Source organism: Rhizobium albus (assembly GCA_030160035.1).
Taxonomy (GTDB): Bacteria; Pseudomonadota; Alphaproteobacteria; order Rhizobiales; family Rhizobiaceae; genus Georhizobium; species Georhizobium albus.
Map to the genome: position 1 here is coordinate 1 of BSNO01000001.1, position 12,064 is coordinate 12,064.

General features: G+C 61.8%; 13 protein-coding genes. 8 read left to right on the plus strand and 5 right to left on the minus strand.

Going from position 1 to position 12,064, the window contains the following annotated elements; translation table 11 throughout:
* Positions 1-187: 187 nt before the first annotated feature.
* Positions 188-967: a DUF5818 domain-containing protein gene (locus QQL76_RS00005; RefSeq protein ID WP_499205820.1), complete on the plus strand. Its 780-nt coding sequence runs from the start codon at positions 188-190 to the stop codon at positions 965-967.
* Positions 968-1,033: 66 nt separating this feature from the next.
* Here the strand turns inward: QQL76_RS00005 and pqqE are convergent, their stop codons facing one another.
* From pqqE to pqqB, 4 genes are read right to left on the minus strand one after another with little or no spacing between them, the layout of a single operon-like run.
* Positions 1,034-2,173 carry a pyrroloquinoline quinone biosynthesis protein PqqE gene (pqqE, locus tag QQL76_RS00010; RefSeq protein ID WP_499205821.1) on the minus strand — a complete coding sequence of 380 codons (1,140 nt, stop codon included), beginning with the start codon at positions 2,171-2,173 and terminating at the stop codon, positions 1,034-1,036.
* The gene (pqqD, locus tag QQL76_RS00015; protein ID WP_499205822.1) at positions 2,170-2,472 is read right to left on the minus strand and encodes a pyrroloquinoline quinone biosynthesis peptide chaperone PqqD; all 303 of its coding nucleotides are present in this window, start codon (positions 2,470-2,472) and stop codon (positions 2,170-2,172) included. Before pqqD ends, pqqE begins: the two co-directional genes overlap by 4 nt.
* Entirely contained in the window at positions 2,469-3,236 is a 768-nt protein-coding gene (gene pqqC / locus QQL76_RS00020; RefSeq protein WP_499205823.1) for a heme oxygenase-like domain-containing protein, read from the minus strand. The genes pqqD and pqqC overlap by 4 nt, the downstream gene beginning before the upstream one ends.
* Positions 3,233-4,147, minus strand: coding sequence for a pyrroloquinoline quinone biosynthesis protein PqqB (gene pqqB, locus QQL76_RS00025; protein WP_499207071.1), 915 nt, complete (start codon positions 4,145-4,147; stop codon positions 3,233-3,235). The genes pqqC and pqqB overlap by 4 nt, the downstream gene beginning before the upstream one ends.
* 257 nt (positions 4,148-4,404) lie before the next feature.
* Between pqqB and pqqA the strand changes: the two genes are divergently transcribed.
* On the plus strand, positions 4,405-4,500 hold the full coding sequence (pqqA, locus tag QQL76_RS00030; RefSeq protein ID WP_126007877.1) for a pyrroloquinoline quinone precursor peptide PqqA: 96 nt from the start codon (positions 4,405-4,407) through the stop codon (positions 4,498-4,500).
* A gap of 296 nt (positions 4,501-4,796) precedes the next feature.
* Here pqqA and QQL76_RS00035 read toward each other — a convergent pair whose 3' ends face one another.
* On the minus strand, positions 4,797-5,243 hold the full coding sequence (locus tag QQL76_RS00035; RefSeq protein ID WP_499205824.1) for a GFA family protein: 447 nt from the start codon (positions 5,241-5,243) through the stop codon (positions 4,797-4,799).
* A 499-nt stretch (positions 5,244-5,742) separates the two neighbouring features.
* Here QQL76_RS00035 and QQL76_RS00040 point away from each other — a divergent pair, with 499 nt between their 5' ends.
* The 6 genes from QQL76_RS00040 to QQL76_RS00065 all read left to right on the plus strand — a co-directional run bounded on the left by QQL76_RS00040 (position 5,743) and on the right by QQL76_RS00065 (position 12,064).
* A complete protein-coding gene (locus QQL76_RS00040; protein WP_499207072.1) occupies positions 5,743-7,539 on the plus strand; it encodes a methanol/ethanol family PQQ-dependent dehydrogenase in 1,797 nt (598 codons plus the stop codon).
* A 140-nt stretch (positions 7,540-7,679) separates the two neighbouring features.
* Positions 7,680-8,165 (plus strand): cytochrome c family protein, encoded by a 486-nt coding sequence (locus QQL76_RS00045; protein ID WP_499205825.1) that lies wholly within the window; start codon positions 7,680-7,682, stop codon positions 8,163-8,165.
* Complete coding sequence (locus QQL76_RS00050) at positions 8,162-9,703, plus strand: quinoprotein dehydrogenase-associated putative ABC transporter substrate-binding protein (protein ID WP_499205826.1); 1,542 nt, start codon at positions 8,162-8,164, stop codon at positions 9,701-9,703. The genes QQL76_RS00045 and QQL76_RS00050 overlap by 4 nt, the downstream gene beginning before the upstream one ends.
* Entirely contained in the window at positions 9,703-10,719 is a 1,017-nt protein-coding gene (locus tag QQL76_RS00055) for a quinoprotein relay system zinc metallohydrolase 2 (RefSeq protein ID WP_499205827.1), read from the plus strand. The genes QQL76_RS00050 and QQL76_RS00055 overlap by 1 nt, the downstream gene beginning before the upstream one ends.
* On the plus strand, positions 10,716-11,552 hold the full coding sequence (locus QQL76_RS00060; RefSeq protein ID WP_499205828.1) for a quinoprotein dehydrogenase-associated SoxYZ-like carrier: 837 nt from the start codon (positions 10,716-10,718) through the stop codon (positions 11,550-11,552). The genes QQL76_RS00055 and QQL76_RS00060 overlap by 4 nt, the downstream gene beginning before the upstream one ends.
* Complete coding sequence (locus QQL76_RS00065) at positions 11,549-12,064, plus strand: DUF3280 domain-containing protein (RefSeq protein ID WP_499205829.1); 516 nt, start codon at positions 11,549-11,551, stop codon at positions 12,062-12,064. Before QQL76_RS00060 ends, QQL76_RS00065 begins: the two co-directional genes overlap by 4 nt.

Genomic DNA, 12,064 nt, shown 5'->3' on the forward strand with positions numbered 1-12,064 from the left:
CCCTCCGCTGCGACAACGGTGCCCGACGTGCACCTGAGCCAGCATCGCGGCGAAGGCGGGCCAGGGACTCCCCAGTCATGGCCGAAGCTGACGCCGCAGGGTCATGAAGCGCTACTTTGCAAAAAATTCACTTCGCGTTCAGGCTGACCTGTGTACGCGTTGTGACGGTCAATTCATGGGTGTCACGATGCGTCGTCTTTCAATTCTGATCGCAGCTTCCCTCTTCTGCTTTTCTCCCGTCAGCCAAGCGGTTCTGGCTCCGCCTGCTCTTGCGCAGGGTCGCTTCGTGGAGCGGGAGGTCGTTCGTTACATTGTACGACCGGGCGACACGATGTCCTCGATCGCTCGCAGCGCCGGCATTCCTCTCTCGGAGCTCCAGTTCCTGAACCGGGGCGTGGATCCGCGCTTCCTTCGGGTCGGGCAGACAATCTATTTGCCGGCGGATGCGCCGGTGGCGCAGCTTTCGCTGACGTTGGATCAGTCCAGAGGGCGGATTGATGATGATGTCGCGTTGCGTGGGGCGGGCTTCGAGCCCGGGAGCCGGGTCCAGATCATGGCCGGCGATAGCCCCTATCGCCTTCAAGTGATCGGAAATGCCCGTGCCGATCGACGCGGCGGCGTCAACATTGCCGTCGGCTTGCCGAATTGGGCCCGCCCCGGACAACAGGTTTTTTTCGGGCTGCAGAGCCGAGACGGCCGAGCGCGCGCAGTGGCTGACGCCTATCAGGTGATCGGCCGCCCGAGCAGACCCGAGCGGCCGCTCTTTTCCGTTTCCGGCACGCTCACGCGGCAGGGTGTGGAATGCCCCACGATGCGCGGGGACGATGGTCGAACCTATTCGCTTGCCGGAGACATTCGCGGCTTCTATCCGGGCGACCGTGTCACGGTCGATGGTGTCATCGTGGAGATGTCGATCTGCCAGCAGGGCACGACCATCGACGTTCGGCGCGTGACGCCGTCACAGTGATCTGAGGCTGAGACCATCGATGAACGAGGTGGTGTTTCGGGCGACTGTCGCAGGCGTCGTTCCCGATCACTGCGGTTTCATCGTGCGGTAGACGAATGCACCCGGCGTGGCGGCGCCGTCGCTGGCGGCGGCCGTTTCCAGCATCGGGCGCAGGGGCGAGCGGATGCAGACCGGATCCGTTGCCGCCGCATCGCCGGCGAGCGCCATCGCCTGGCAGCGGCAACCCCCGAAATCGATGTGTTTTCGTTCGCAGGACCGGCATGGCTCCTGCATCCAAGCGTCGCCGCGAAATGCGTTGAAGGCGTCTCCGCGATACCAGATGTCGGCCAAGGGTCGCTCGCGGACATTGTCGAAGCGCAGCGACGGGATCGTCGAGGCGGCATGGCAGGGGAGCACCTCGCCGGATGGTTCGACATTGAGGCCGATGCGGCCCCAGCCACCCATACAGGCCTTCGGGTATGTCGAGTGGTGGTCGGCCGGGACGTAGTCGATGACGAGAACGCCCTTCAACCGCTCGCGCGCGGCCGCAACGGTCGCATTGGTGCGTTCCACCTGCTCCTGGGTCGGCATCAAGGCTTCCCGGTTGCGTTCGGCCCAGCCGTGAAACTGCACCGTTGCAATTTCGATGCGTCGTGCGCCCAGACGAACGGCGAGATCGAGCATCTCGTCGAGCTGGTCCATGTTCTGCTTGTGGCAGACTGCGTTGACAGTGAGCGGAATGCCAGCCTGCCTGACCCAGTCGGCGACGGCCATCTTGCGCTCATACCCTCCCCTGTAGCCGCCAACATGATCGGCCATCGTCGCGTTGGCCCCCTGCAGCGAGAGCTGCACGTGGTCGAGCCCCGCATCCGACAATTGCTGCACCCGCCCTTCCGTGAGGCCGACGCCGGAGGTGATGAGATTGGTATAGAGGCCCAGATTGGCCGCGGCTTTGGTCAGGTCCACGAGATCGCGCCGCGAAGCGGGTTCGCCGCCTGAGAGATGCAGGTGCAGGATGCCGAGTGCGGCCGCTTCCGCAAACACCCGGATCCATTCCTCGGTCGTCAGTTCCTCGCGCAGACCCGTCAATTCGAGCGGGTTGGAACAATAGGGGCAGGCCAGCGGACAGCGATGCGTCAATTCGGCCAGAAGCGCCATGGGCGGCAGAATGCGGGGTGTTTCTAACGGCGCCGCGGTTGTCCGTTCTAGGGACTGGATGGCTGTCATGAGAGAATCTCCAGCATGCGTCGATCGGAGAGCTCCTGCACGAAGGCAATCACGTCTCCAGCGATCTGGTCGCGCGGTGCGCCGAACTCTGCCGCGAATGCATCGGTGATCGCGTCGATCGATCGAGCGCCATCGAGGGCGTGGACGATCTTCACTGCGATCTCGTCCAGAGCCATGGCGCGTTCTGGCGCGAGCAGCACCTGCTGGCCGCGCACCGCATCGTCGCGCAGCCGCACGCCGCGCGCAAGCTTTGCGATCGTCGCCCCGTCGATCCGCGCGGCAGATGTTTCGCCATTCATTGGGCGGCTCCTTGGTACTGAGCGCTTTCCCGCACGCCCGTTTCTCCATCCCATCCACCGGGTGGAATGCGTGCCGGCGTGACATAGGCGGAATGCAAGGCGTCGAGCTGCGACCAGAGCACGTCGGTCTTGAAGGTCAGGGCCGCAGCAGCGGCATCCTGGTTTTCCAGCGTGTCCGCATGGTCGAGAACGTAGGCGAGGCCGAAGGCAACATCCTTGGGTGCTTCGTTCAAGCGCGTTCGGAAGTAGGAAAGTGCCGCATCGTCGGCGAAGGCATAGTGTTCGAGCAGACCGGCGATCCGCTGGCTGTGGATCTTCGGTGCAAACAGTTCTGTCAGCGATGCGGCGACGGCCTCCAGCATCGGCTTATCCCGGACGAACGCCACATACGCGTCCACGGCAAAACGCGTGGCGGGCAAAACGCCTTCGGTTGAAGCCACATAGGCCGGATCGAGACCGACGGCTTCTGCAAGTCTCAGCCAGCGTCGAATGCCGCCGCCTTCGGCGACGCCGCCATCGTGATCTTCGATGCGGGAGCGCCAAGCGCGGCGCAGGTCGGGATCCGTGCAGCGCGAGAGAAAGGCGGCGTCCTTCATGGGGATGCGGCTTTGGTAATAATAGCGGTTGATCACCCAGGCGCGCACCTGGGTCATCGTGCACTGGCCGCCGTGGAGGATGCCATGGAATGGATGTTTGTCGTGGTATCGAGTCTCGCCAATTGCCCGGAGGCGCGCTTCGAAAGTTTCTCGCGGCTGCGCCGTCATGTCAGATGAACCTCCATCCCGTCATATCCGATTTCGTAGCCCGCCTGTTCGGCTGCGCGTCGCTCGGGTCCCTGCTGCCACACCGGATTGGTGTTGTTGATATGCACATAGATGGTGCGCCCGATGGCCAGACCCTTCAAGGCATCGATGCTGCCTCCTTCGCCAGACATCGGCATATGCCCCATGCGGCGGCCCGTTTTGAGACCGGTGCCGGCACGCGCCATCTCGTCGTCGTGAAAGACCGTGCCGTCGAAGAAGAGGAGATCGGCGCCTCGGATGCGATCGGTTAGCCGGTCGGTCAGGCGGCCGCAGCCGGGAATGTAGTAGATCCGCTTGCCCGAGCCCTTCAGCTCGACCCCGACCGTCTGCTCACCTTCCAGAGCCGTTTCCGGGTTCTCGCCCTCCATGAAAAGCGGCAGCTTGCCCGGAACGGCGAAGAGCGTGGCTTCGATGCCGTTGACCAAGGGAAAAGGCTGATCCAAGGCGACCGTGATGCGCTCGACGCAGTTCGGGTCGAGCACCTCGAACACGGGGTTCGCCGCCAGGATGTCTCCGATGGCCGTTGTCGTGAACAAGCGGAAGGGCTGTTTTTCCCGCAGGATCAACAGACCGGCGATGTGATCGATATCGCCATTCGTCACGAGCACGCTGGCGATCGGCGTGTCCCTCAAGGCGCGGGGATGCAAGACCGGATTGGCTTCGATCTGCGACCTGATATCCGGAGAGGCGTTGAGAAGCGCCCAGTCATGCCCGTTGGCAGTGACGGCAAGCGAGGACTGCGTCTGCGGGCGGAGCCCGCTATTCGGGTCGCGTGCCAGCCGGCAGTTCGGGCAGCCACAGTTCCACTGCGGCAGTCCGCCGCCAGCTGCCGCTCCCAGGACGAGTGCACGAATGTCGTTGTTGTTTTCCAAATCCTCCTCCGCGATGCTACGCAAGCCAACACCATGCCTTGCGTAGCAACAAGCAGGGAAGAGGCAAACAGGTTCTTTAGTATCCAGCCTCGCAAGCTGAGCTCTTATTGCATTGCAGCATTTGCGTTGCTGCAATGATCCGATCAGGTACGAAGGTACTATGGCCGGCGGGGCCGGCACCATTGCAATGTACTTGCCGTAGTGTTGGAATAGCTTCTGCCAACGTGGCAGTCCACGTTCACTGAATTGGAGGAAACATGACCTGGCGTGCACCGAAATTCATCGAAGTCAGCTGCGGAATGGAAATCAACCGCTACGCACCGGCGGACGGTGACGAACCCGTCCTGTTCTAGGAAACCGATCCGGCCCGAGGCGCTTTCAGAAGCAAGTTCTCCGGCCAAATGATAGAGCGCAGGCTGCATGGCCTGCGCTCTTTTTCGTTGAAGAAGCGCCTACACGCGACAATCCTCTGCAACTGGACGCGGAGGAATCGTGCGCTGGCGTAGACCATGTCGCAAGCTGCCCAGAGAGCGCCGAGCAACAATCTTCCCTTGAGAGGGCTGGGTTATAGTCTCGCTCTTGGGCCAGAAACAGGAGCTAGTCGAGAACCCAGAACGCGCCATTCAGTCGCTTCGATGCGCCTTCCGCCTCATGCCGCTTGAACGGGGTCACCGCTCGCGGCCCAGCCGGGATGACGCGGAAGGCCGTCGTCGGGGATCGTCACCATGGGATGCTTGGAGTTGACGAAGACCCAGCGGTCAGGCTTGCCACCGACATCCGTGTCCCGATCTATCGTCGGTACATGGATCAACAGATGGTCCGGGAAAGCGTCGACATAGAGAAACATGTGGCAGCCGCAATCGGCACAGTAGCGGCGGTGGCACGTGGGTTTCGTGTCGATATTGCGGATTTTTTCCTCGCCGGCTGTGATCGTGAAGGCGTTGCGCTCGACCACGGCGATCAGGGCGAGGGCACCGCCGCACGTATCGGTGCAATCGGTACAGAGGCAGAAATGCACCTCTGCCGGCTCCTTGTTGTATTCGAACCGCACCGGGTTGCTGTCGCAACGGCACCCGCCTCGCGCAAGTATGGCCATCTGTCTGTCTCCTCCAAATCTAAGGTGAATCCGGCCGCACGGCCCCGATGAAGCGAAGCCGCAGGCGGTATCTCGATGCTGGGTACTGTCAAAAATTCAGCAAAATCATTGCTGCGGTCGCGCCAAGGCGCGGCAGCAAGAAACGAACCGTGAATGCGATTAGATTGGGCCGAATTTTTCCATCCCGCCTCAGGCGCAACAATAGTACTTACGGCCTGCCAAGCAACGCTCCTTCGGACGAGCTCGTCTGCTACCAAATGCTTCCTGGTTGCAGTGCGAACTCCTAATAATGCATTGCACAAAGACGTTCGGTCTGATGCTCCAGTACTTCGCAGTACTAACGTTCTATCGACACAGCCTGGGGCGCCATCCAAAATTTCCAGACTGCGCCGAGCCTAGCCTGGGCGTCAGTGCCCGTGTCGGCAGCAACAAGGCCGGTCGCGAGGCGTGACGGGAGGACGATCAGATGGGGATGGAGGATATGAAAAAATTCGGATTGATGGCGGCTTGTTCGGTGCTGGCTCTGGCCGCTACGACATCGCTTGCCACTGCGAACGACGAACTTGTCGAGATGCAGCAGAATGCCAAAAACTGGGTGATGCAGCTCGGCAATTACTCCGCCACGCGCTACAGCGAATTGGAGGAGATCAACAAGGATAACGTCGGCGATCTTCAAGTCGCGTGGTCTTTCTCCACCGGCGTCCTGCGGGGCCATGAAGGTGGCCCGCTCGTCATCGACGGCGTGATGTATGTTCACACGCCATTCCCCAACAAGGTCTTTGCGCTCGATCTCAACGACAATGGCCGGATCATCTGGCGCTACGAGCCCGAGCAGGACCCGAACGTCATCCCCGTCATGTGCTGCGATACGGTCAACCGTGGCGTGGCCTATGGCGACGGCAAGATCATTCTTCACCAGGCCGACACGAACGTGGTCGCGCTCGATGCCAAGACGGGCGAAGAGCTTTGGAAGACGCAGAATGGCGATCCTTCCAAGGGCGAAACCGGCACGATGTCGCCGCTGATTGCGGGCGACAAGGTGCTTGTCGGCAATTCCGGCGGCGAGTTCGGTGTCCAGGGCCACATGACGGCCTACAATCTGGAGACGGGTGAACAGGAATGGCGTGCCTATTCCGTCGGGCCGGACGACCAGATCCTTCTCGATCCGGAGAACACCACCCATCTCGGCGAACCGGTCGGCGAAAACTCGAGCGTCGACACCTGGGAGGGCGACCAGTGGCAGCTCGGCGGCGGCACCGTGTGGGGCTGGGTATCCTACGACCCGGAACTGAACCTTGTCTATTACGGCTCCGGCAACCCCGGCACCTGGAACCCGGCGCAACGGCCCGGCGACAACCGCTGGTCGATGACGATCTTCGCACGTGATCTGGATACCGGCGTTGCCAAGTGGGTCTACCAGATGACGCCCCACGACGAGTGGGACTATGACGGCGTCAACGAAAATATCCTCGTCGACATGGAAATCGACGGTGAGCAACGGAAGGTCCTGTTCCACCCCGACCGCAACGGTTTTGCCTACACGCTCGATCGCGAGACGGGCGAGCTGCTTGTGGCGGCGAAATACGATCCCGCGGTCAACTGGGCGACGGAAGTCGTCATGAACGAGGACGACGAGCAGTACGGTCGGCCGCAGGTCGTTGCCGAATACTCCACTGCCCAGAACGGTGTCGACGTGAATTCGGAAGGCATCTGCCCAGCCGCACTCGGCACGAAGGACCAGCAGCCTTCGGCCTACTCGCCGGAAACCGGTCTCTTCTACATTCCGACGAACCACGTCTGCATGGATTACGAGCCTTTCCAGGTTTCCTACACAGCGGGCCAGCCTTACGTGGGCGCAACCCTGTCGATGTATCCAGCCCCTGACAGCCACGGTGGCATGGGCAACTTCATCGCCTGGGACGCGGCCGCCGGCGAAATCGTCTGGTCGGTGGAAGAACCGTTCTCGGTCTGGTCGGGCGCCTTGGCGACGGCTGGCGACATCGTGTTCTACGGCACGCTCGAAGGGTACCTGAAAGCTGTCGACATGGAGACGGGTGAGGAGCTCTACCGCTTCAAGACGCCGTCCGGGATCATCGGCAACGTCAACACCTATGAGCATGACGGCAAGCAGTATGTGGCCGTGCTCTCGGGCATTGGCGGCTGGGCGGGCATTGGCCTTGCCGCAGGTCTGACGGAAGGTACCGACGGTCTGGGTGCTGTGGGCGCGTATCAGTCGCTGTCCGATTACACCCAGCTTGGCGGCCAGCTGACGGTGTTCAGCCTCCCGAGCGAATGATGGCAGCAAGCGTCCTGCATCGTTCCTGAACATCGCGCGGCCCGGTCGTTTTTACCGGGCCGCGAATCCAGTTGGAAGACTTCCTCATGATCGCCTGCTCGATCCGAAGGAAGCTCAAAGACCATCCCGAGGAGATCCTGATGAACTATCTGATGTCGGCCGCCACCGGCTTTTGCGGCGCGATGCTGCTCTTTACAGCCGCATCCCTTGCCCCCGCCCAAGCCCAGGATGAGGCAGTCGATTGGGAAGACAAGCCTTACATCGTCGAGGACGGGAAGGTGGATTACGGCACCTACAATGGCTTTCGCCGGTATCACAACACCTGCCACACCTGTCACGGTCCGGACGGCATGGGCAGCACATTCGCGCCCGCCTTGGTGAATTCGCTGAAGGACATGTCCTATGCGGACTTTGCCGCGACCGTCGCCAATGGCCGCAGTTCGAGTGGCGCCAGCGGCAACTCGGTCATGCCTGCCTTCGGGGACAATGTCGACGTCATGCTCTACATCGACCACATCTACGCCTACCTGAAGGCACGTGCCGACGACGCCGTGGGGCGTGGTCGTCCCGATCGTATCGATCCCGAGAACGATCCGGTCTTCCAGGAATGGCAGGCGAACCAATGACCGGCCGGCTCCATCCAACCGGGTCCATTCTTGCGCTTTCTTTCATGATCGCAGCGATGGGTCTCGGACAAATTGGAGCCAAGGCGCAAACCCCGCCGGACACGACGCCGGGCGGGATGGGGTCGATCGGCGCCCAGCAGGGGAGCTTCGGCCGCTCGCTGCTGGGTGAGATCGTCGACCGGACCCGGCTGAGAGTGTGCGCCGACCCAGGCAATCTCCCTTATTCGAACGACAAGGGTGAGGGGTTCGAGAACAAGATCGCCGAGTTGATCGCAGATGAACTTGGCGTACCGATCGAATATACCTGGTTTCCGCAAACGGTTGGTTTCGTGCGCATGACGCTCGGAGCATCGCGCTGCGATGTCGTCATCGGCGTGGCGACCACCAATGAACTCATGCAGAACACCAATCCCTATTACCGCGCCGCCTACATGATCGTGCACAGGGCGGATCTTGTGCTGCCTTCGGGCGATCTGGATGATCCGGCCTTCGACAATCTTAGAATCGGCATTCAGCCGGGAACGCCGGGTGCGACCACAGCGGCGCGTTACGGCCATCTCGATCAGTCCAAGCACTACCCGCTCATCGTCGATACGCGGATCGACAAGCCAGCCCGAGACATGGTGCAGGATGTGGCGGATGGCGATACCGATGCGGCGCTCGTGTGGGGGCCGCTTGCCGGATATTGGATCCAGCAGATCGATCCGAACCTCGTGATGGAGCCACTTCAGGCAGCACGCGGCACGGAGCGCGTCGACTACCGGATCTCGATGGGAATCCGGCATGGTGAGAACAACTGGAAGGATCAGCTCAACGCGATCCTGATGGAGCACAAGGCCGACATCGACGCGATCCTGCAGTCCTATGGCGTGCCTCTCCTCGACAATGCCGGCAAGCTGATCCTGCCTATGACGCTGCCCGCCACTGCAGACCCGGCACAAGAGCCCGATGATGCAGGGGGCAGCGAGCCGCAGGCTGGCGCTCAGCAACGCTCCGAGATCGGAAGCGAGGGCGACCAAGACGCCAATGGCCAGACGGCTGCCGAGGCCGAACCGTACCGTATGGACAATTATCGTGCCCCGGTTCCCGATGGCGTCGCAGGCGCTCGGACCATCGACGTCGCCGCCATGCATGCGCTGGTTGGGTCGGACGATGTCGTGCTGATCGACGTGATGCCGGCACCACCTTTGCCTAACGATCGGCCGGATGACAGCGTGTGGCGCGAGCCCGAACGGGAAACCATTCCGGGTGCCCATTGGCTTGCCAATATGGGCTACGGGAAGCTGCAACCCGGCGAGGACGCGGCGTTTCACGCGAAGCTCGACGAACTGGCGGGACCGGACGCTGAGAAGGGCCTCGTGTTCTTTTGCGAGCGCGATTGCTGGATGTCGTGGAATGCCGCCAAGCGCGCGGTGGAATACGGGTTCACCGACGTAGCCTGGTTTCCCGATGGGGTGACGGGGTGGGTTGAGGACGACGGTGCGCTGGAGAGCGTGCGTCCATGGCGACCGGACCTGTCAGCTGCAACGATCCACTGATGGCAGCGCATCTACATCGCTGGCCGCCGATCAGCAGTTTCGACGGCATGATCGGGCAGGCGGTGCGCGGCGGTGAGTCCACGCGCCGGCAGTTCGTCTGCCGCTCGGCGATGCTTGCGCTTCTTTCGTCATGCTGTCCGTCGAGCAGCGCTGCGCTTGCCCGCCAATCCGATCTGCCGTTTCAGGAAATCGAGGACGGGATCCATGTGCGCTACGGCCTCCAGGAAGCGATGACTGCGGACAATCATGGGGCGATCGCGAATATCGGCTTCATCATCGGAGATGAGAGCGTTGCGGTCGTCGACACGGGCACGACATACGCGCAAGGCGAGTCGCTGATGGCAGCGGTTCGCCACGTGACGGACAAGCCCGTGAGCCACGTGATCGCGACGCATGTTCATCTCGATCATTGTTTTGGACACGGCGCCTTTGAAGACGCGGCACCCGTCTTCATCGGTCATCATCGGCTGCCTGGAGCGCTCTCCGAGCGCGGCGATTTTTATCTGGAGCAGATCAAGACACTGTCGCTGGATGGTGCCGAGACGCGGGTCGTTCAGCCCGGCTTTCTTGTCGACGATGCTGCGGAAATCGATGTCGGAGGGCGCAAGCTCCTGCTCAAGGCGTGGCCGGCCGCGCATACGGACAACGATCTGACCGTCTTCGACACCCGGACCGGACTGCTATGGGCAGGCGACCTGCTTTTTGTGGATCGGATACCGATCGTCGACGGCAGCATCAATGGCTGGATCGACGTTCTGGATGAGTTGATGCCGGGCGATGTGTCCCAAGTGATGCCGGGTCATGGGGCGCTTGGATCCGGCCGCGAAGCGATCGAGCAGCAGAAGGCCTATCTCGTTTCGCTGCGCGACGGCGTACGCGCGGCGATCGCGGACGGACTTGACATGACCGAGGCGGTGGCAGAACTCGCTGATCTCGCTGGGCCGAATTGGCTATTGCGGGACGAGGGGCACGGGCGCAACATCATCGCAGCTTATGCGGAACTGGAGTGGGAATGATGAAACTTTCAACCTCCCTTCGCTTCGCGATTTCGGCCTGGTTGCTCCTGCTCGTTATCCTGGTGATGCCGGCCGGGCATCCGGCGCTGGCTCAGGACAACAAAGCGTGGACCGAGATCCGGTCCGAGCTTTACGGCGATGACCGCACCATTCATGACGGCAGCGGGTTGCTCGAGATCGAAGCCCCCGATCGCGCCCAGGACGCGGCGCTCGTGCCGATCAGCATCAAATCGATGATCGGCCCGGATGACGAGCGCTACATCAAGTCGTTGACGATCGTGATCGACGAAAACCCGGCGCCGGTTGCGGGCACATTCCATTTCTCCCGCGCCAACGGCATCGCAGACATCGCCACGCGCGTTCGCGTCAATGCCTATTCCACCATCCGGGCGATCGCCGAGATGGATGATGGCCAGCTCTACATGGCGGAGACCTTCGTCAAGGCATCGGGCGGCTGCGCTGCGCCGGCGACGAAGAACAATGCCCAGGCGATGGCGCGGCTGGGCGACATGCGCATGCGGCAGATTGGCGAGTGGGAGGTCGACCAGCCGGCAGAAGTTCAGCTGATGATCAGCCATCCCAATTTCAGCGGTCTTCAGACCGATCAGGTGACGCAGCTCTGGATTCCGTCCCACTATGTCAACGACCTGGCAGTGTCGATCGATGGTCAGGAAATACTGACATTCGAGGGCGACATCTCGATCAGTGAGAACCCGAGCTTCAATTTTTTCGTGATGCCGCAAGGTGAAGGTGAGCTGACGGCTCGTGCCACCGATACCAAAGGAAACGTCTTCGAGCACAGCTGGCCGTTGCGCATGGGATCCGCCTCGTGACGTCGATCCCCGTGCGCTTCACGCTGGTATGGCTGCTTCTGCTCGGCTCGATTAATCCGGGTCTGGCCGCAGAGGACAAGAAGCTCGCGATTTTCACCTTCGAGCTTTACGACACGAGTCTGGAAGGCGAAGTGCGTGGGGCCGACCCGGCCGAAGCGGCACGACTGGAGATGATCACCGACCTGCTGCGCGATGCCTATCGCGACCAGGGTGGGTATGAGCTGGTCGACACGGATGCGATGCAGGAGCGGCTGGCCACCATGCCGAAGCTGCGCACCTGCAATGGCTGCGAAAGCCGGCTGGCGCGCGAATTGGGCGCCGACCAGGTGGTCACCGGTTTCGTGCAGAAGATCTCGACGCTCATCCTCAGCCTCAGCATGTCGGTGCATGATGCGGAGACAGGCGATCTGCTGCGCAAATACAATGCCAGCATCCGCGGCAACACCGATGAAAGCTGGGCCCATGGCGTGCGCTATCTCATTCGCAACCAGCTCTTCGAAGAACAGCAATAA

Coding starts and splice junctions, on each gene's coding strand:
- QQL76_RS00005 (WP_499205820.1), top strand. CDS start 188: ATGCGTCGTCTTTCAATTCTGATCGCAGCTTCCCTCTTCTGCTTTTCT.
- pqqE (WP_499205821.1), bottom strand. CDS start 2,173: ATGACAGCCATCCAGTCCCTAGAACGGACAACCGCGGCGCCGTTAGAA.
- pqqD (WP_499205822.1), bottom strand. CDS start 2,472: ATGAATGGCGAAACATCTGCCGCGCGGATCGACGGGGCGACGATCGCA.
- pqqC (WP_499205823.1), bottom strand. CDS start 3,236: ATGACGGCGCAGCCGCGAGAAACTTTCGAAGCGCGCCTCCGGGCAATT.
- pqqA (WP_126007877.1), top strand. CDS start 4,405: ATGACCTGGCGTGCACCGAAATTCATCGAAGTCAGCTGCGGAATGGAA.
- QQL76_RS00035 (WP_499205824.1), bottom strand. CDS start 5,243: ATGGCCATACTTGCGCGAGGCGGGTGCCGTTGCGACAGCAACCCGGTG.
- QQL76_RS00040 (WP_499207072.1), top strand. CDS start 5,743: ATGGCGGCTTGTTCGGTGCTGGCTCTGGCCGCTACGACATCGCTTGCC.
- QQL76_RS00045 (WP_499205825.1), top strand. CDS start 7,680: ATGAACTATCTGATGTCGGCCGCCACCGGCTTTTGCGGCGCGATGCTG.
- QQL76_RS00050 (WP_499205826.1), top strand. CDS start 8,162: ATGACCGGCCGGCTCCATCCAACCGGGTCCATTCTTGCGCTTTCTTTC.
- QQL76_RS00055 (WP_499205827.1), top strand. CDS start 9,703: ATGGCAGCGCATCTACATCGCTGGCCGCCGATCAGCAGTTTCGACGGC.
- QQL76_RS00060 (WP_499205828.1), top strand. CDS start 10,716: ATGATGAAACTTTCAACCTCCCTTCGCTTCGCGATTTCGGCCTGGTTG.